The sequence below is a fragment of the Pseudomonas migulae genome (assembly GCF_024169315.1).
Taxonomy (GTDB): domain Bacteria; phylum Pseudomonadota; class Gammaproteobacteria; order Pseudomonadales; family Pseudomonadaceae; genus Aquipseudomonas; species Aquipseudomonas migulae_B.
This window is the reverse complement of record NZ_JALJWR010000001.1, coordinates 3,922,753-3,940,643: the sequence shown is the minus strand read 5'-3', so window position 1 is coordinate 3,940,643 and position 17,891 is coordinate 3,922,753. Positions and strand designations below refer to the sequence as shown.

The window sequence follows — 17,891 nt, the reverse complement described above, 5'->3', positions numbered from 1 at the left end:
CGCGATAGCGGCCTGAAGGCTGAACCATTGTTACTGACTGACCACACTGCCAGACGTTCAAGGCGAATGTGTGATGTCAGCCAAATCATCGACGATGAGCGCACCGGTGTCAGACGTTTCCAGCACCACATACGCACTGCTGCAGAACAACGAATTCAGGCGTTTCATGTCGGCGATCAGCTCTAGGTGCAACGAACTGGTCTCGATACTCTGCACGATCTTGCGTTGCAACCGGCTGACATGAGCGTGGGCCAAGCGGCGTTCCTGCGCGCGAAAGCGACGTTTCTCACGCAACAACTGGCGAGCACTTTCCTTGTCGGCGCTGAGAAACACCGACAATCCCAGACGCAAATTGGAAATCAGCTGGCTGTGCAACCCCGCCAATTCGTCCAGACCGACTTCGGAAAAAGACCGGCGCTGCGAGGTTTTCTGCTGTTGCACCTTGCGCAGCATGCGCTCGATCAGGTCGCTGGCGAGTTTGAGGTTGATCGCCAGTTCGATGATTTCCGCCCAGCGCCGACTGTCGTGTTCGCTAAGGTCTTCGCGAGGCATCTGTGCCAGATAGAGTTTGATCGAACTGTAGAGTGCTTCCACGTCATCGGTCAGGCGGCGCATTTCCTGGGTGACCGCAGTTTGTTTGCCGCGCAGCACGTCGAGCATGGCTTCGAGCATGTTGTCGATCAGGTCGCCGATGCGCAGGGTTTCCCGGGCGGCGTTGGCCAGCGCCAGGCTGGGGGTCACCAATGCCGTCGGGTCAAGATGCCGTGGCTTGGTGGTGCCGTTGATTTCCGGCCGCTCCGGCAGCAGCCACGCACAGAGCCTGGCCATCGGCCCGACGCTGGGTAGCAGGATCAGGCAACGCACGGTGTTGTAGAGCAGGTGGAAGCCGATGACCATTTCCTGCGGGCTGAAATCCAGACTGTCGATCCAGTGCACAAGCGGGTCGAGCACCGGAATGATCAGCAACAGGCCGATCAGCTTGTATAGCAGGCTCCCCAGCGCCACCTGACGGCCTGCAGCGTTCTGCATGCTGGTGCTCATGAACGCCAGAATGCCGCTGCCGATGTTGGCGCCGATCACCAGGCCGATGGCCACGGGCAAGCTGATCACACTGGCGCCGGCCAGGGTCGCGGTCAGCAGGACGGCGGCCAGGCTGGAGTAGGAAATCATCGCAAATAACGCGCCGACCAGGGCGTCGAGCAGGATGTCGCCGGTCAACGAGGCGAAAATCACCTTGACCCCTTGGGCGTGGGTGATCGGCGCAGCCGCTTCGACAATCAGTTGCAGCGCCAGAATGATCAGCCCCAGGCCGATACTGACGCGGCCCATCTGCCCGAGCCGCGTCTGTTTGCGCGACAAGAAGAAAATCACCCCGAGGAAAATCAGCAACGGCGACAGCCATGACAGATCGAAGGTCAGGACCCGCGCCATCAGCGCCGTACCCACATCGGCGCCGAGCATGGTTGCCAGTGCCGGCATCAGCGCCATCAGGCCCTGACCGACAAAAGACGTGACGAGCATGGCGGTGGCGTTGCTGCTCTGGACCATGGCGGTCACCACGATGCCGGCGATGAACGCCAGCCAGCGCTTGGACATGTTCTGGCCGATCACATGGCGCAAGTTGGAACCGTAGACCCGCAGGATGCCGGTTCGGACGATGTGCGTGCCCCAGATCAACAAGGCCACGGCCGATAACAAATTGAGCAGGGTGAGCATACGGGCCCCCTGTGGTGGTAGCGCCCCAAAGGGGCAAGTTGACGGTGCCGCGCGACTTTCTACGTTGTGTACTTAAGCTGTAGTTGGCTAACGGTCTGGGCGCCAGCATCGCATAGCTAAAGAGGCGATTGAAACAAAACTGTCATGAAAACAATTTGATGCGGACAATGAAAAAGGAGCCCGAAGGCTCCTTTCTTGTCAGCACAGCATTCGGGTTACTGCCCCGGAATATCCTTGCGCAGTTTCACAGGATCCTGCTGTTTTTTCTTTTTCGCCATCGCGGTGCGCATCTTGATGTTGATGGCTTCCACCGCCAACGAGAACGCCATGGCGAAGTAGACGTAGCCTTTTGGCACGTGCACGTCCAGGGATTCGGCAATCAGCACGGTACCGACGATCAACAGGAACGACAGCGCCAGCATCTTCAGCGACGGGTGCTTGTCGATGAACTCGCTGATGGTGCCCGAAGCCCACATCATCACCAGCACTGCCACGATGATTGCCGCGACCATGACCGGAACGTGGGAGACCATGCCGACGGCGGTGATCACCGAGTCCAGCGAGAACACGATGTCGATGATCGCGATCTGGATGATGGTGTAGATGAAGCTGCCGCCCTTGCCGCCCGGCTCTTCATGGGTTTCATCTTCACCTTCCAGCGCGTGGTACATCTCTTGCGAGCTCTTCCACAGCAGGAACAGACCACCGAAGAACAGGATCAGGTCTCGCCCGGAAATACCCTGGCCGAACACTTCGAACAGGTCTGCGGTGAGGCGCATGACCCAGGTGATCGACAGCAGCAACAGAATCCGCGTGATCATGGCCAGCGCCAGACCGAAGATTCGGGTGCGCGCCTGCATGTGTTTGGGCATGCGGCTGACCAGGATCGAAATCATGATGATGTTATCGATACCCAGGACGATTTCCAGGGCGGTCAGGGTAAAGAAGGCAACCCAGATTTCAGGGTTGGTCAGCCATTCCATGTGTATTCCTTTGAGCGAGTGTTAAACCAGAACGGGCCCGGGCTTCAAACAGCAAAGCCTGGACCCGTTTTGGTGAGTCTTGGGCTTATAGAGTGCTGAACAGCGGAAAGATCCCCATCAGCAACGCGGCAACCAGTATGCACATGCACACCAGCACTGCCCACTTCAGGGTGAAGCGCTGATGGTCACCAAAGTCGATACCGGCCAGGGCCACCAACAAATAGGTCGATGGTACCAGCGGGCTCAGCAAGTGGACGGGCTGACCGACGATCGAGGCACGTGCCATTTCAACCGCGGTTATACCGTAATGACTGGCTGCTTCGGCAAGTACTGGTAACACGCCGTAATAAAATGCGTCGTTCGACATGAAGAACGTGAACGGCATGCTCACCAGCGCGGTAATCACGGCCAGGTACGGGCCGAGGAAATCCGGGATGACGGCCAACAGGCTCTTCGACATCGCATCGACCATGCCGGTGCCCGACAGGATACCGGTGAAGATACCCGCCGCGAAAATCAAACCGACCACCGCCAGCACGCTACCGGCGTGAGCCGCGACGCGATCCTTCTGCTGTTGCAGGCAAGGATAGTTGACGATCATTGCAATACTGAAGGCCACCATGAACAGCACCGGCAGCGGCAACAGGCCGGCGATCAGGGTGCACATCAGGGCGAACGTCAATGCGCCGTTGAACCAGATCAGCTTCGGACGACGGGCGTCCGGGAACTGCGACACGCTGATTTCGCTGTGGTCGATTTCGTCACCCACCAGGTGCAGTTCACCCAGACGCGCACGTTCACGTTTGCCGTAGAAGTAAGCGATGGCGAGGATGGCCAGGACACCGGCAGCCATCGCCGGAATCATCGGAACGAAGATAGCCGAAGGGTCCACGTGCAGCGCACTGGCCGCACGGGCGGTCGGGCCGCCCCACGGGGTCATGTTCATCACGCCGCCGGCGAGGATGATCAGGCCGGCCATGATCCGCGGGCTCATGCCGATGCGGCTGTAGAGCGGCAGCATGGCGGCCACGCAGATCATGTAAGTGGTCGCGCCGTCACCATCAAGGGAAACGACGAGCGCCAGTACGGCGGTGCCGACCGAAACCTTCAACGGGTCGCCCTTGACCAGTTTGAGGATCTTGCGCACGGCCGGGTCGAACAGGCCGGAATCGATCATCAGGGCGAAGTAGAGAATGGCGAACATCAGCATCACGCCGGTCGGCGCGAGCTTGGTGATGCCTTCGAGCATCATCGGGCCGATCTTCGGCGCAAAACCGCCGAACAGGGCGAAGACGATCGGGATGATGATCAGGGCGATCAGCGCGGACAGGCGCTTGGTCATGATCAGGAACATGAACGTGATGACCATGGCGAAGCCAAGGAAAGTCAGCATGGGAATACTCCAGGCGTAGCGCGGCTAGGGAATGGGCGAACCGGGTGGGGTCAGCGCAGAACGGGAAGCACGAGGCGTACGGGCGGAGTTGCGGCGAAGCGGCGGGTAGCAAAGGACATCAGGGTCACCATTGTTGTTGTTAAATGGGCCGTGCGAGCTATAAAACACTGGCATTGGCCACCGGTCTGTTGCCGGCAGTGAGGGCGATCCTAATCGGGGAAGCTTTCACCGAGCTTTCGCCGATGAAAGCATTGACCGGATGTGCAACCGGTCGTCGGACCGGGGCAGGGGGTGAGACCGGGTTGAGGCCTTCGCGAGCAAGCCTGCTCCCACACTGGTTCAGCGTCGTACACAAAACAACTGTGGGAGCGGGCTTGCTCGCGAAGGCGTCCGTAAAATCGCAACAGGAGGAAAGGTCATGAGCGACATTCACACAGGTGGCTGCCACTGCGGCCATCTCCGCTATCAATTCAGCGGCCCTTTGCACGACATCGCCCACTGCCACTGCTCGATTTGCCGACGGGTCAGCGGCGGGATCGTGACCACCTGGATCACCGTGCCCGCCTCCACCTTCGAATGGGTGAAAGGCACACCGGCGCAGTACGTTTCCTCATCCAGCTGCGTACGTTATTTCTGCCCGACCTGTGGGGCCCAGGTTGCTTTGGTCACGCAGCTCAGTCCCGAGAGCATCGACCTGACCATCGCCACCCTCGATCATCCCGAGCAGGCCCCGGCCGAGCGGCATATCTGGACCGACAGCCGTCTGCCATGGCTGCACCTGGACGAACACTTGCCGGGTGAAGCCGAAGAAACCCTGTGATCAGAAAATAGACAGATCCAGTGGCCGAATCGCGCCCATCCAGATGGCATGCTCGGTGTGATCGAGCAGATCGTCGCCGGTGTCCGGGTGCAGGAACACCACCAGGCCCTTGCGGTTGAGGGCCAGCCACGGCAACACGTCGCCGATGATCTCCGGACCGAATGCCAACTGGCAGCTCCAGTCCGGGTGCGGCCCCACCGGGCGTTCGTGCACGCGCCCCATCTTTAGCGGGAATAGCTGCGCCGCTTGCTCACACAACGCGCGCGCCTGATCAATGCAGGCGGCGTCGAAATACACATGGGCGTGATAGCCCTTGATCTGTTGCATCTGAATCCCTCTGAAACCCGGTCGAACCCTCACCGATTCCTACAGGTCACACGCCATATAGGTAGGAAAGTGCGGAGCCCAGCCATGAAAAATGCCGAAACCCCAGTGATAAAAGTGGTGCTGTATGGTGCCATGAGTAGCTTGGGCAGTGCGCTGATGGCTGAAATGCTGCGGCGCCAACATGAAGTGATCGCCATTCTCGACGACCTGACGGCGCTGGCGCCGCGCCCCGGTTTGCGCGCCAAGACCGGCGATCTGTTTGACTCCGAGCGAGTGAAGCAAAGCGTGGCGGGCTGCTCGGCCGTCATCTGTCTACTGGACGCACCCGGGTTGCCGTTCAACAGCGAGCATGTAGAAAAATCCATCCTGCTGGGTCCCGTCGAACAAGTACTGGCGGTCGATGCACTCATCGATGGCATGGAAGCCGCCGGCATCGCCAGACTGTTTCTGGTGGGGGACTTCGAGGTGCTGGACGATCCGCAGATCGAGGATCAACTGCAACGCCACGCGGCGGAGGAAATCCGCGATGCGCTGCAAGGCAGCGCGTTGCACTGGACGATGGTCAATGCGCCACGCGGCGTAGCGGGGCTGACAATCGAGCATTTCAGTCAGGTCAGCAGCAGCCTGGAACCAGGGTTGGCCGAACCGCTTCAGCGGTTGAGCCGCGTCGCGGCGGGTATTGCCGATGAGCTGCACATGAATCTGCACGTTGGCGAACACGTTAATTTCATTGCGACTTCGGACTAGTAAAAGGCCGCGTTCGGGCGATCTTTTCCGTGCTCACACAGCGATAGAAGGCAACGGCAGACCATTGAGCGATTGCGCACTGCTGGCCTGTTCCGCCATCAACCAGTCCACAAACTGTTGAATCAATGCCCCACGCCGTTTGCGCTGGGGCAGGACCACGTAATAACCCTGCCGGGACATCACCGTATCGGCAATCGGTCGACACAACAAACCTTGCGCGAGCAAGTTATCCACAAGGTGCCGCCAACCAATCGCCACGCCTTGGCCGCCAATCGCCGCTTGAATCAGCAGTGTGTAATTGTCGAAGCGTAATTGACCGGGCGCTGGCGCCGACGTGATGCCCAACTCGCGAAACACGCCGCTCCAGTCGAACCAGTTGCTACTGTTTTCACCCCGCAGGTGCAGCAGCGGGAATTCCAGCAGCGCCTGTGCAGGCAAGGGCAGGGCACGGTCCTTCAACAGCAGCGGACTGCACACCGGAAACACTTCTTCGCTGAACAGCCAATGGCTTTCACCCTGTTTAAAACGCCCATCGCCGAACAGCACCGCCACATCAATATCCGTGCGCAGCATATTGAGGCTGCGTTCGCTGGTGACCAGGCTGACGTCCACTTGCGGATTGGCCGCATGAAAGCGGTGCAGACGGGGCATCAGCCAGTAGGCGGCGAAGGCGAAATCGGTGGCAACCTGCAACACTTCATGCTGGTGCTGTGCGCTGATTGCGCTCAATCCTGCGTCGATATTCTGTAAACCGAGTTGAACTTGCTCGAAAAGAATCGCCCCCGCCTCAGTCAATTCGATGCCGCGATAAATGCGATCGAACAGCCGTGTGGCGAGCTGATCTTCCAGCCGTTTGATCTGCTGGCTGATCGCCGGTTGCGTGGTGCCGAGCTCAACCGCCGCTGCGGTGAAGCTGCGCTGGCGCGCCGCGGCCTCGAAGGCACGGAGCAGATCAAGGGACAAATCACCCAGAGCGTCATACATAAGCTGTGCTTATCCTAGTCATTGCCTGGCATGGGCTTTACCACAAAGTGCATGGACTCCATGCTCGATCGCAGCACTCTCGCATAAATATTCACTATGGAATGCCGCGATCACATGAAGCGCAAGAACATTCTTTTCATCATGGCCGATCAAATGGCCGCGCCAATGTTGCCGTTCTACGGTCCTTCGCCAATCAAACTGCCGAATCTCAGCCGCCTCGCCGCGCAAGGCGTGGTGTTCGACGCCGCTTATTGCAACAGCCCACTCTGCGCGCCGTCGCGTTTTACCCTGGTCAGCGGTCAGTTGCCGAGCAAGATCGGCGCCTACGACAACGCGGCCGATTTCCCCGCCGATGTGCCGACTTACGCCCACTACCTGCGGCGCCTCGGCTACCGCACCGCGCTGTCCGGCAAGATGCACTTCTGCGGTCCGGACCAACTCCATGGTTACGAAGAACGCCTGACCAGTGATATTTACCCGGCCGATTACGGTTGGGCAGTGAACTGGGACGAACCGGACGTGCGTCCGACCTGGTACCACAACATGTCGTCGGTGTTGCAAGCCGGACCGTGTGTGCGCACCAACCAGCTGGATTTCGACGAAGAGGTGGTGTTCAAGGCCCAGCAATACCTGTTCGATCACATTCGTGAGGATGGCGACCAGCCGTTCTGCCTGACCGTGTCGATGACTCACCCACACGATCCGTACACGATTCCCAAGGCGTTCTGGGATATGTACGACGATGCCGATATCCCGTTGCCGCAGACGCCGGCGCAAACCGAACTCGATCCGCACTCCCAGCGTTTGCTCAAAGTCTACGACCTGTGGGACAAACCGCTGCCTGTGGATAAGATTCGGGATGCGCGCCGTGCGTACTTTGGAGCGTGCAGCTATATCGACAGCAACGTCGGCAAACTCCTGCAAACACTCGAAGAAACCGGCCTTATAGACGACACCGTCATCGTTTTCTCCGGTGACCACGGCGACATGCTCGGCGAGCGCGGGCTCTGGTACAAAATGCATTGGTTTGAAATGGCCGCGCGAGTCCCCCTGTTGATAAGTGCTCCGGGGCAGTTCGGCGCCGGCCGGGTCAGCGCGGCGGTCTCCACCGCTGACTTGTTGCCAACCTTTGTGGAGTTGGCCGGCGGCTCGCTGGAGCCGGGCCTGCCACTGGACGGCCGCTCGCTGGTTTCGCACCTGCAAGGGCAGGGCGGTCATGATGAAGTCTTTGGCGAATACATGGCCGAAGGCACCATCAGCCCGTTGATGATGATTCGTCGCGGCGCCTACAAATTCATCTACAGCGAAGACGACCCGTGCCTACTCTTCGACGTACACAACGACCCGCGTGAGCAGGAAGAACTCAGCCAGTCGCCGCAACATCGGCCACTGTTCGAGGAATTTCTGGCCGAAGCGCGGGCCAAATGGAACATTCCGGCGATACACCAACAGGTGCTCGCGAGCCAGCGTCGTCGGCGATTCGTCGCCGACGCGCTGACCATCGGCAAGCTGAAGAGCTGGGATCACCAGCCCCTGGTGGACGCCAGTCAGCAGTACATGCGCAACCACATCGATCTCGACGACCTGGAACGCAAAGCACGTTATCCACAACCCTGCCAAAACCAATAATGTTAAGGGGAAGTCCATGCAAAAGTTATCCACAGTACTGACGGTCGGGCTGCTGGCTCTGGGCAGTGCGTCGGCGTATGCCGATCAAAGCTGCGAGACGGTGAAAATGGCCGATCCTGGCTGGAGCGACATCGCCGCCACCAACGCCATCACCGGGTTTCTGCTGGACGGCATGGGCTACAAGGCCAAAGTCGATACCCTCGCGGTGCCGATTACCTTTGGTGGTTTGAAGGATGGCCAGGTCGACGTGTTCCTCGGGAACTGGATGCCGGCGCAACAGGGTTTCTACGACAAGTTCGTGGCCACTGGCGATGTCACGCAACTGGCAAAGAACCTCGACGGCACCGAGTTCACACTGGCTGTCCCGGACTACGTCTGGGACGCGGGTGTGCATAACTTTGCCGACCTGAACAAGTTCGCTGACAAGTTCGACAAGAAGATCTACGGCATCGGCTCCGGGGCTCCGGCGAACATTTCGCTGCAAGAGATCATCAAGAAGAACGACTTCGACATGGGCCAGTGGAAACTCGTCGAGTCCAGCGAGCAGGCGATGCTGGCCGAAGTGTCTCGCGCGGTGAAGAAGCAGAAGTTCGTGACCTTCCTCGGCTGGACGCCGCACCCGATGAACGTGCAGTTGAAAATGCATTACCTCAAGGGTGGCGAGAAATATTTTGGCGACACCGGCAGCGTCCACACACTGACCCGCAAAGGTTATGCACAGGCCTGCCCGAACGTCGGCAAGCTGCTCACCAACCTGAGTTTCACTCAGGAGATGGAGAACAGCATCATGGCGGATGTGGTGAACAAGAAGGTCAGCAATGCGGACGCCGCCAAGGCTTGGATCAAGGCTAATCCGGCGGTGCTGGACAAGTGGCTGGATGGCGTGAAGACCGTGGACGGGAAGGATGCGTTACCGGCCGTAAAAGCCAAGCTCTAATTTCCCAGCCCCTCAATACAGTTCACCCACTGTGGCGAGGGGATTTATCCCCGTTGGGCTGCGAAGCGGCCCCAAACTCCTGCAATCGATAAACGACTGCTGCGCAGCCGAACGGGGATGAATCCCCTCGCCACAATGATCGCGTCGTGCTGCTACCCTTGCGCAAAACCCCATCCGAGAGGACCCATGGCCTTCCCCAGCCGCCACTCACTCTTTCCCTTCCTCACGTGGTTGCCGCGGCAGACCCGCGCCAGCGTCGGTCGTGATCTGATTGTCGGTCTCAGCGGCGCCATTCTCGCGTTGCCGCAATCCATTGCCTACGCGCTGATCGCCGGTCTCCCACCGGAATACGGCTTGTACGCCGCGATCATCCCGGTGCTGATCGCCTGCCTCTGGGGGTCGTCGTGGCATCTGATCTGCGGCCCTACGGCAGCCATTTCGATTGTCCTGTACGCCAGCGTCAGTCCTCTGGCCGTTCCAGCGTCCAAGGACTACATCACGCTGATCCTGCTTCTGACGCTCCTCGCCGGCATTTTCCAGTGGCTGCTGGGTTTGCTGCGATTCGGTGCTCTGGTGAATTTCGTCTCGCACTCGGTAGTGCTCGGTTTCACCCTTGGCGCCGCGGTGGTGATTGCCATAGGCCAAATGCCCAACCTGCTGGGGCTGGACTTGCCCAACCAGGCCACGGCGCTGGACAGTTTCACGATGCTGTTCAGGCATCTCGGCGAGGTGGATCAACCCTCGCTGATGCTGGGCCTGGCGACTGTCGTTGTCGGGGTGACGCTGAAACTGCTGATGCCGCGTTGGCCAACGCTGTTGATCACCCTGGTCTTGAGCGGATTGCTGGTGTGGCTCTGGCCATCCATGTTTGGTCATGTGCAGTTGGTCAGCGCGTTTGTCGGGCGGCTGCCACCCTTCAGCCCGTTGCCGCTGGACCTGGATCTGATCCTGCGTCTGTTGCCCAGCGCCGTGGCGGTCGGGATGCTCGGGCTGGTGACGAGTCTGTCGATTGCCCGCTCCTTGTCGGCGCGGTCGCAGCAGTTGCTCGATGCCAATCAGGAAGTCCGCGCCCAGGGTTTGTCGAACATGGTCGGTGCGTTTTTCTCCGGGTCGCTGTCAGCCGGATCCTTCACACGCTCGGGACTGAGCTACGAAGCGGGTGCCTGCTCACCGCTGGCAGGGGTTTTTTCGGCCATGTGGGTAGCGCTTTTCGCGATCTTCGGCGCCCACCTGATTGCGCATATCCCGATTCCGGCCATGGCCGGCAGCATTCTGTTGATCGCCTGGGGCTTGGTCGACCATCGCGGCATTCGCGCGTTGCTGCGGGTTAGCCGCGCCGAGTTCGTGGTGATGGCGCTGACCTGTGTCGCCACGCTGTTGCTGGAGTTGCAGACAGCTATCTACGCCGGCGTGCTCGCGTCCCTGTTTTTCTACCTCAAGCGCACCTCACAACCGCGCGTACAGCACTGGCGCGACGGCGATGAAGACATTCTGCGGGTCGGCGGTTCGATCTTCTTCGGCGCCAGCCATTACCTGCAAGTGCGCCTGCAACGGATGCACGGCGCGCGCGTGGTGATCGAGGCGCAGCACATCAACTTCATCGACTATTCGGGTGTGGAAATGCTGCACCAGGAGGCTCGCCGACTGCGCAAGCAGGACCGCAGCCTGACCCTGCGCGGAGCGCGGCCGCCGGTGGTGGAAGAGTTGAGGAAGCTGGAAGGGGCGGAGAAATGCCCGATCCGTTTCGAAGATTAAACACCGTCCTTGTAGGAGCGAAGCTTTTGGCGAACTTGAGGACGCCTTCGCGGGCAAGCCTCGCTCCTACAGGTTTATGCAGCCAGTTGGCGGCGTAGTTCGGCCAGCACCGGCGCCGTGTCCGGGCGCACACCGCGCCACAGGAAGAACGCTTCTGCCGCTTGTTCAGCGAGCATCCCCAGGCCATCCATCGACACTGCCGCACCATGCTCCGTAGCCCAGCGGCAGAAAGAGGTCGGCTCCTTGCTGTACATCATGTCGTAGCAAACGGTCTTGCCCGGCTCGATCAAACTGCCGGCAATCGGCGGTACATCACCTGTCAGGCTGGCGGATGTCGCGTTGATGATCAGGTCCACCGGCTCCTGCAGCCAATCGAAACCACTGGCCGACACCGGCCCCAGATCCGCGAACAACTCCGCCAGCAACTCGGCTTTATCCACCGTGCGGTTCGCGATGATCACCGAGGCCGGCTGCTCGGCCAGCAGGGGTTCAAGCGCACCGCGCACTGCGCCACCCGCGCCGAGCAACAGGATGCGTTTGTCCTTGAGACTGAATCCGGCGTTGACCGTCAGGTCGCGCACCAGCCCGGCGCCATCGGTGTTGTCGCCCAGCAGCGTGCCATCGGCGAGTTTGCTCAGGGTGTTCACCGCACCGGCCCGCTGCGCTCGCGCCGTCAGACTGTGTGCCAGACGAAACGCTTCTTCCTTGAACGGCACCGTCACATTCGCCCCGCGCCCTTCAAGGAAAAACGCCCGGGCAAAGTCGGAAAAATCGTCGAGCGGTGCCAGCGAAGTGCTGTAGTCCAGTTGCTGAGCAGTCTGCTCGGCGAACAGACGATGGATCAGTGGCGACTTGCTGTGGCCAATCGGGTTACCGAATACGACGTAACGGTCCATCAGGATTCCTCGTTCAGGCCTTGGCCAACCAATCGCGATCTTGCAGGAAGTACTCGGTCAGGCGCGCTTCTTCACTGCCCGGCTCGGCTTTCCAGTCATAGCTCCAGCGAACTTGCGGCGGCAGCGACATGAGGATCGACTCGGTACGCCCGCCCGATTGCAGGCCGAACAGCGTGCCACGGTCGTAAACCAGGTTGAATTCGACGTAACGGCCACGGCGGAACTCCTGGAATTCGCGCTGTTTGGCGGTAAACGCATCGTTCTTGCGACGCTGCACGATCGGCAAGTAAGCATCGATGTAGGCATCACCGATGGCGCGAATGAAGGCGAAGCTGGTGTCGAAGTCCCATTCGTTCAAGTCATCGAAGAACAGACCGCCGATGCCGCGCGGTTCGTGGCGATGCTTGATGTGGAAGTAGCTGTCACACCAGGCTTTGTAGCGTGAATAGACATCCGGACCGAACGGCGCGCAGGCCTGCTCGGCGACGCGGTGCCAGTGTACGCAGTCTTCTTCATTGCCGTAATACGGCGTCAGGTCGAAGCCGCCGCCGAACCACCAGACCGCCTCTTCACCTTCTTTTTCAGCGATGAAAAAACGCACGTTGGCGTGGGAAGTCGGCACATGCGGGTTGTGCGGGTGAATCACCAGCGACACGCCGAGGGCCTCGAAGCCACGCCCGGCCAGTTCCGGCCGATGAGCGCTGGCGGACGGTGGGAGGCCGCTACCAAAGACGTGGGAAAAGTTAACGCCGCCCTTTTCGATGACAGCACCGTTCTCGATCACTCGCGTGCGACCGCCACCGCCGGCAGATCGGGTCCAGGCGTCTTCGACGAAGTGCGTGCCGCCGTCTTCGGCTTCCAGAGTGGCGCAAATGCGGTCTTGCAGGTCGAGCAGGTAGGCTTTTACGGCCTCGGTGCGGGTCGTCATGTCATCACCTTGAATCGGGCAAAACTACGCGGCGCGCCTTCGGAGCAGGGCCGGCGCAAATGGGCGCGTAGCATACCATCGCAGATGGGCCTGCCGCAGTTGACGGGGATCAAGCTTAGGAGTCCGATAGAGCGCTTCGCGCTACACCTCTAGTAGCTATGACCTAAGGAGAGTTCTGATGGCAAAGCGTATCCAGTTCCGCGCCCATGGCGGCCCCGAAGTGCTCGAGTATGTGGATTACCAGCCTGCCGAGCCCGGCCCGCAGCAGGTCCGCGTCACCAACAAGGCCATCGGCCTGAACTTCATCGACACATATTTCCGTAGTGGTCTCTATGCGCCACCCGCCTTGCCGTCGGGTGTGGGTTCGGAAGGTGCGGGCGTGGTCGAGGCGGTGGGCAGTGAAGTCACCCGCTTCAAGGTCGGCGACCGCGTGGCATACGGCAGCGGCCCGCTGGGCGCCTACAGCGAAGTTCACGTGTTGCCGGAGGCCAATCTGGTACACCTTCCGGACGCGATCAGCTTCGAACAGGCTGCCGGGGTAATGCTCAAGGGCCTGACCGTGCAGTACCTGTTGCGTCAGACCTATGAACTCAAGGGCGGCGAAACCATCCTGTTTCACGCAGCGGCCGGAGGTGTTGGTTCCCTGGCCTGCCAATGGGCCCGGGCCTTGGGCGTGAAGTTGATCGGTACGGTCAGCTCGCCGGAGAAAGCCGCGCTGGCAAAAGCCAACGGTGCATGGGCGACCATCGACTACAGCCATGAAAACGTCGCACAACGCGTGCTGGAATTGACTGACGGGAAAAAAGTCCCGGTGGTGTACGACGGCGTCGGCAAGGACACCTGGCTGACGTCGCTGGACAGCGCCGCACCTCGGGGTCTGGTGGTGAGTTTCGGCAATGCGTCGGGTGCCGTAGACGGCGTGAACCTGGGGATTTTGTCGGCGAAAGGCTCGCTGTACGTGACCCGTCCGACACTGGCGACTTACGCCAACAACGCCGAGAACCTGCAGCGGATGGCGGATGAGCTGTTCGAGATGATCATCAGCGGGAAGTTGACGGTGGACATCAGCCAGAAATACTCGCTGGTTGACGCGGCGAAGGCGCAGACAGAGTTGTCGGCGCGGCGGACGACTGGTTCGACTGTTTTGTTGCCTTGAGGACGCCTTCGCGGGCAAGCCCGCTCCCACAGGTACCGGGTCGGTCACAAATTATGTAAACGACCGAAATCCTGTGGGAGCTGGCTTGCCAGCGATGAACGATGACTCGGCCTCAACCCGGGCGAATGACGTTCCCGGTCGCCAGATCGCGAATCACGCTCGGATTCTTGCGCCCGCCAAGGTTGCCGCCCAGGATGAAATCAACCTGCCCACGGAAATACTGCTCCACGCGAATCCGCGTCCGTGCCGCCGGCCGTCCTTGAGGGTTGGCCGAGGTCGAGACCAACGGCCCGACCACCGCACACAAATCCCGCACCAACGGGTGATCGCTGACCCGCAACGCCACCGTCTCATGCACGCCAGTGATCCACTGCGGCAACTGATTCTGATGCGGCACCAGCCAGGTATTCGGCCCCGGCCAGGTGCTGGCCATGCGATCCATCCACAGTTCAGGGAAGTCTTCGAAGAGAAAATCGAACTGACGAATGTTGTCCGCCACCAGAATCAGGCCCTTTTCCACCGACCGGCCCTTGAGCATCAGCAGACGTTCGACCGCTTCCAGGTCCCACGGATCGCAACCCAGACCCCAGACCGCCTCGGTTGGATAGGCAATCACCGCCCCTGCGCGAATGGCTTGCGCGGCTTGTTGCACACGCCAACTGTTGACCATGAAAAACTCTCCGGAATAAGGCTCTGCGCAGTTTACCGATCTTCCTTATAAAACCTAGCTCACCCGCGCAAACCAGCGCCCGTTTTCGCAAACCGCCCGGCCTTCCAGTTCCAGCTCCGTCAACGCTGCCAGCACTTTCGACAGGGCCCAGCCGCTGGTGTCTGCTAACGCTTCACTGGTGTGCGGCGCTGCATGCAGCAACATCAGCAGCGGATGAGCCACCGAGGGTGTCTCCGTGGACAACGGCAATTGTTGCCAGCCGCGCAAAGCTTCGAGGATATGTTCGATAGTTTCCACCAATACCGCACCATCACGGATCAGCTGATGACAGCCTCGGGCGCCGGGATGATGGATCGACCCCGGAATGGCATACACCTCGCGGCCTTGCTCCGCCGCCAGCCGCGCGGTGATCAATGAACCACTGGCGACACTGGCCTCCACCACCAGCACGCCAAGGGACAAACCGCTGATGATCCGGTTGCGCCGGGGAAAGTTGCTGGCGGTGGGTCCCGCATCCAGCGGGAACTCCGAAAGCACTGCGCTGCCCGACGCAATCATGGCGTCCGCGAGCCTCCGGTTGCGCTGTGGATAAAACTTTTCAAGTCCCGTGCCAAGTACACCGACCGTTCGCCCGCCCACGTCCAGGGCGGCTTGATGCGCGGCGGCATCGATGCCCAGCGCCAGACCGCTGGTGATGACAAAACCGGCGCTGGCCAGACTCCGGGAAAACGCCCCGGCGGTATCCATGCCCGGTCGCGAGGCGCGACGACTCCCAACCATCGCCAGCTGCGGCTTTTCCAGAATGCCCGGATCGCCCGCGACGAATAACAGCGGCGGCGCGTCGCTGATTTCGGCGAGCAATGCCGGGTAGTCAGGCTGGTCCCACATCAGTAAATGCTGGCCCGGACGCTCTAGCCAGGCCAATGCGTGACTGGCGCCATCGCGAATTTCGCTCGAGCGCCTTGCCTCCGAACAAGCCAGTGGCAAACCCAATGCACGCCAGGCACTGGCCGGCGCGCTGATGGCTTTGGATGCCGAGCCAAAGGCCTCAAGCAACTTCTTGAAACGCACCGGGCCGAGTTCCGGCAAACGATGCAGGCGTAGACGAGCTTCCAGTTCCGCAGGCGAAACCGGTGTTACAGCAGACAGCGACATGGATCATCCTTGATCGTTATGAGCCCCGTTCAAACGGGAATAAGCTGTGGATAACTCTGTTGGTAACTTGTGGAGCAGGCTTACGGATTTCGCACCTTGTCCATCACCGCCAATGAGCGCGATGCGTTGAGCACCAGCCCGTAACTGAGCTTGTCGTAGGTGCGGAATACCATCAGCAAACCGGCGCGCTCATCAGGAATCTTCAGCGGTTGGCCGGTGATCCGGTCACGCACGGTTTCGCCGGTTTTCATCACCACCAGCACGTTGCCTTCGGCCAGGCCGTCACGCTGCCCCTTGTTCAGCGTGACGACGTCCATCGCGCCAATCTGCGTAACGCCGCGCGGCACGTCGATGATCAGGCCGTTTATGTCGGTTGTCGGCGCACTGGGCATGAACGTCGAGTTGATCGATCGCTCTTCACTGCTGAACAGACGGTCCCCAAGACGCACTTCCTGAGTCGTGCGCTGCAGGGCGAGGGTGGCGACATCGCCTTCAGTGGCCACGATTTCGCCGCCGCCAATGTCGTCCGCATTGATACCCAGAAACTCTTTGCTGTCGGGATCGGTGTAGACCTTGCCCTGGCGGAAGATGCCGTAAACCGGCTGGTTCGGGTCGAATTGGCCACGGGCAAAAATTCGGTCACCGGTACCGCTGAGCACCCGTTCGGCGTCGCCCGCGACGATATAAGGCGCCTGGTCGAAATCCTCCACCTTGTCGACGATGCGGTTGCTCAGCAGGAAGCTGTTGATCGCTTGCAGCGGAATACTCGGGATGGCATCCGCCACCGGGGAGCTGCGCACCCGGGGCGAAAGCTTGATAGTGCCCCGTGAAGCCCCGCGATTAAGGGTCAGACGCGGCTGGCCATTGACGTAGACCAGCGACAGCACATCGCCGGGGTAGATGAGATTGGGGTTCTGGATCTGTGGATTGGCCTGCCAGAGCTCAGGCCATTTCCACGGTTCACGGAGGTATTTTCCGGAGATATCCCAAAGTGTGTCACCCGTGACAACGGTGTATTGCCGTGGAAAACCTTCCCTGAGTTGCACTTGCCCGTGCGCGAATCCGGCCGAGGCCAGAAGGAGCAGGGCGAGTAGTGATTTCCTCATGCGGTGAATCCCTTTATTATGTGCGTTCGCGTGAAACGCCAGAGCCCTCGTGGCTCGCTTCCGATTCTTTACCAAAAAGAAAAGGAAGCTACGCTTCACAACGGTAGCCTGCATCTCCGGACCTGCCAGGCCATCGACCCGACTTTACCTCACACGTGCAGCAATCAAGCTTATGGCCATTTTAGACATCCTCGAATTCCCCGACTCGCGTCTGCGCACTATCGCCAAACCTGTGGCTGTAGTGGACGACGAAGTGCGTCAGTTGGTCGATGATATGTTTGAAACAATGTATGAAGCGCCAGGCATCGGCCTCGCCGCGACCCAGGTCAACGTGCACAAACGTATCGTCGTGATGGACCTCTCCGAAGACCGCAGCGAACCGCGGGTGTTCATCAACCCCGAGTTCGAGTCCCTGACCGACGAGATGGAGCAATACCAGGAAGGCTGCCTCTCGGTGCCGGGCTTCTACGAAAACGTCGATCGCCCGCAGAAGGTCAAGATCAAGGCCCTGGACCGCGACGGCAAGCCGTACGAACTGATCGCCGAAGGCCTGCTCGCCGTGTGCATCCAGCACGAATGCGACCACCTCAATGGCAAATTGTTCGTCGACTACCTGTCGAATCTCAAGCGCGACCGAATCAAGAAGAAACTGGAAAAGCTCCATCGCCAGAACGCTTGATGCCCTCCTT

At 60.2% G+C, this 17,891-nt stretch carries 17 protein-coding genes; 7 read left to right on the top strand and 10 right to left on the bottom strand.

The window, feature by feature from the left end; genetic code table 11:
* Window positions 1-57: 57 nt before the first annotated feature.
* The 3 genes from J2Y86_RS18115 to J2Y86_RS18105 form a co-directional block, all read right to left on the bottom strand.
* Window positions 58-1,716, bottom strand: a complete 1,659-nt coding sequence (locus J2Y86_RS18115; RefSeq protein ID WP_253434264.1) for a Na/Pi cotransporter family protein — start codon at window positions 1,714-1,716, stop codon at window positions 58-60.
* A gap of 215 nt (window positions 1,717-1,931) precedes the next feature.
* Window positions 1,932-2,699, bottom strand: coding sequence for a TerC family protein (locus J2Y86_RS18110; RefSeq protein WP_253434261.1), 768 nt, complete (start codon window positions 2,697-2,699; stop codon window positions 1,932-1,934).
* An 85-nt stretch (window positions 2,700-2,784) separates the two neighbouring features.
* Complete coding sequence (locus J2Y86_RS18105) at window positions 2,785-4,092, bottom strand: CitMHS family transporter (protein ID WP_214380014.1); 1,308 nt, start codon at window positions 4,090-4,092, stop codon at window positions 2,785-2,787.
* 418 nt (window positions 4,093-4,510) lie between these two features.
* Here J2Y86_RS18105 and J2Y86_RS18100 point away from each other — a divergent pair, with 418 nt between their 5' ends.
* Window positions 4,511-4,912 carry a GFA family protein gene (locus tag J2Y86_RS18100; RefSeq protein ID WP_253434258.1) on the top strand — a complete coding sequence of 134 codons (402 nt, stop codon included), beginning with the start codon at window positions 4,511-4,513 and terminating at the stop codon, window positions 4,910-4,912.
* Here the strand turns inward: J2Y86_RS18100 and J2Y86_RS18095 are convergent, their stop codons facing one another.
* Window positions 4,913-5,239: a DOPA 4,5-dioxygenase family protein gene (locus tag J2Y86_RS18095; RefSeq protein ID WP_253434255.1), complete on the bottom strand. Its 327-nt coding sequence runs from the start codon at window positions 5,237-5,239 to the stop codon at window positions 4,913-4,915.
* Between the two features lie 84 nt (window positions 5,240-5,323).
* On the opposite strand from J2Y86_RS18095, the gene J2Y86_RS18090 reads away from it, so the two are divergent.
* On the top strand, window positions 5,324-5,986 hold the full coding sequence (locus J2Y86_RS18090) for an NAD(P)-dependent oxidoreductase (protein WP_253434252.1): 663 nt from the start codon (window positions 5,324-5,326) through the stop codon (window positions 5,984-5,986).
* Window positions 5,987-6,019: 33 nt separating this feature from the next.
* On the opposite strand, the gene J2Y86_RS18085 is transcribed toward J2Y86_RS18090, so the two are convergent.
* A complete protein-coding gene (locus tag J2Y86_RS18085) occupies window positions 6,020-6,970 on the bottom strand; it encodes a choline sulfate utilization transcriptional regulator (protein ID WP_253434249.1) in 951 nt (316 codons plus the stop codon).
* A 114-nt stretch (window positions 6,971-7,084) separates the two neighbouring features.
* Here J2Y86_RS18085 and betC point away from each other — a divergent pair, with 114 nt between their 5' ends.
* The 3 genes from betC to J2Y86_RS18070 all read left to right on the top strand — a co-directional run bounded on the left by betC (window position 7,085) and on the right by J2Y86_RS18070 (window position 11,291).
* Window positions 7,085-8,599, top strand: coding sequence for a choline-sulfatase (gene betC / locus J2Y86_RS18080; RefSeq protein WP_253434246.1), 1,515 nt, complete (start codon window positions 7,085-7,087; stop codon window positions 8,597-8,599).
* A gap of 16 nt (window positions 8,600-8,615) precedes the next feature.
* A complete protein-coding gene (gene choX, locus J2Y86_RS18075; RefSeq protein WP_253434243.1) occupies window positions 8,616-9,536 on the top strand; it encodes a choline ABC transporter substrate-binding protein in 921 nt (306 codons plus the stop codon).
* A 186-nt stretch (window positions 9,537-9,722) separates the two neighbouring features.
* A complete protein-coding gene (locus J2Y86_RS18070; RefSeq protein ID WP_253434240.1) occupies window positions 9,723-11,291 on the top strand; it encodes a SulP family inorganic anion transporter in 1,569 nt (522 codons plus the stop codon).
* A gap of 74 nt (window positions 11,292-11,365) precedes the next feature.
* Here J2Y86_RS18070 and aroE read toward each other — a convergent pair whose 3' ends face one another.
* Together aroE and hemF are read right to left on the bottom strand one after the other, a co-directional pair.
* Entirely contained in the window at window positions 11,366-12,187 is an 822-nt protein-coding gene (gene aroE / locus J2Y86_RS18065) for a shikimate dehydrogenase (RefSeq protein WP_253434237.1), read from the bottom strand.
* A 13-nt stretch (window positions 12,188-12,200) separates the two neighbouring features.
* Window positions 12,201-13,115 carry an oxygen-dependent coproporphyrinogen oxidase gene (gene hemF, locus J2Y86_RS18060; RefSeq protein ID WP_253434234.1) on the bottom strand — a complete coding sequence of 305 codons (915 nt, stop codon included), beginning with the start codon at window positions 13,113-13,115 and terminating at the stop codon, window positions 12,201-12,203.
* Between the two features lie 178 nt (window positions 13,116-13,293).
* Here hemF and J2Y86_RS18055 point away from each other — a divergent pair, with 178 nt between their 5' ends.
* Window positions 13,294-14,271: an NADPH:quinone reductase gene (locus J2Y86_RS18055; RefSeq protein WP_253434231.1), complete on the top strand. Its 978-nt coding sequence runs from the start codon at window positions 13,294-13,296 to the stop codon at window positions 14,269-14,271.
* 112 nt (window positions 14,272-14,383) lie between these two features.
* Here J2Y86_RS18055 and J2Y86_RS18050 read toward each other — a convergent pair whose 3' ends face one another.
* From J2Y86_RS18050 to J2Y86_RS18040, 3 genes are all read right to left on the bottom strand, one after another.
* Entirely contained in the window at window positions 14,384-14,941 is a 558-nt protein-coding gene (locus J2Y86_RS18050) for an L-threonylcarbamoyladenylate synthase (RefSeq protein ID WP_253434228.1), read from the bottom strand.
* Between the two features lie 54 nt (window positions 14,942-14,995).
* Entirely contained in the window at window positions 14,996-16,096 is a 1,101-nt protein-coding gene (gene dprA, locus J2Y86_RS18045; protein ID WP_253434225.1) for a DNA-processing protein DprA, read from the bottom strand.
* 80 nt (window positions 16,097-16,176) lie between these two features.
* Window positions 16,177-17,202, bottom strand: a complete 1,026-nt coding sequence (locus J2Y86_RS18040) for a LysM peptidoglycan-binding domain-containing protein (RefSeq protein WP_253434221.1) — start codon at window positions 17,200-17,202, stop codon at window positions 16,177-16,179.
* Window positions 17,203-17,374: 172 nt separating this feature from the next.
* On the opposite strand from J2Y86_RS18040, the gene def reads away from it, so the two are divergent.
* Entirely contained in the window at window positions 17,375-17,881 is a 507-nt protein-coding gene (gene def, locus J2Y86_RS18035; RefSeq protein ID WP_253434218.1) for a peptide deformylase, read from the top strand.
* The last annotated feature ends 10 nt before the right edge of the window (window positions 17,882-17,891 follow it).

Coding starts and splice junctions, on each gene's coding strand:
- J2Y86_RS18110 (WP_253434261.1), bottom strand. CDS start 2,699: ATGGAATGGCTGACCAACCCTGAAATCTGGGTTGCCTTCTTTACCCTG.
- choX (WP_253434243.1), top strand. CDS start 8,616: ATGCAAAAGTTATCCACAGTACTGACGGTCGGGCTGCTGGCTCTGGGC.
- hemF (WP_253434234.1), bottom strand. CDS start 13,115: ATGACGACCCGCACCGAGGCCGTAAAAGCCTACCTGCTCGACCTGCAA.
- J2Y86_RS18085 (WP_253434249.1), bottom strand. CDS start 6,970: ATGTATGACGCTCTGGGTGATTTGTCCCTTGATCTGCTCCGTGCCTTC.
- J2Y86_RS18055 (WP_253434231.1), top strand. CDS start 13,294: ATGGCAAAGCGTATCCAGTTCCGCGCCCATGGCGGCCCCGAAGTGCTC.
- J2Y86_RS18115 (WP_253434264.1), bottom strand. CDS start 1,716: ATGCTCACCCTGCTCAATTTGTTATCGGCCGTGGCCTTGTTGATCTGG.
- J2Y86_RS18070 (WP_253434240.1), top strand. CDS start 9,723: ATGGCCTTCCCCAGCCGCCACTCACTCTTTCCCTTCCTCACGTGGTTG.
- betC (WP_253434246.1), top strand. CDS start 7,085: ATGAAGCGCAAGAACATTCTTTTCATCATGGCCGATCAAATGGCCGCG.
- J2Y86_RS18095 (WP_253434255.1), bottom strand. CDS start 5,239: ATGCAACAGATCAAGGGCTATCACGCCCATGTGTATTTCGACGCCGCC.
- def (WP_253434218.1), top strand. CDS start 17,375: ATGGCCATTTTAGACATCCTCGAATTCCCCGACTCGCGTCTGCGCACT.
- aroE (WP_253434237.1), bottom strand. CDS start 12,187: ATGGACCGTTACGTCGTATTCGGTAACCCGATTGGCCACAGCAAGTCG.
- J2Y86_RS18050 (WP_253434228.1), bottom strand. CDS start 14,941: ATGGTCAACAGTTGGCGTGTGCAACAAGCCGCGCAAGCCATTCGCGCA.
- dprA (WP_253434225.1), bottom strand. CDS start 16,096: ATGTCGCTGTCTGCTGTAACACCGGTTTCGCCTGCGGAACTGGAAGCT.
- J2Y86_RS18040 (WP_253434221.1), bottom strand. CDS start 17,202: ATGAGGAAATCACTACTCGCCCTGCTCCTTCTGGCCTCGGCCGGATTC.
- J2Y86_RS18100 (WP_253434258.1), top strand. CDS start 4,511: ATGAGCGACATTCACACAGGTGGCTGCCACTGCGGCCATCTCCGCTAT.
- J2Y86_RS18105 (WP_214380014.1), bottom strand. CDS start 4,092: ATGCTGACTTTCCTTGGCTTCGCCATGGTCATCACGTTCATGTTCCTG.
- J2Y86_RS18090 (WP_253434252.1), top strand. CDS start 5,324: ATGAAAAATGCCGAAACCCCAGTGATAAAAGTGGTGCTGTATGGTGCC.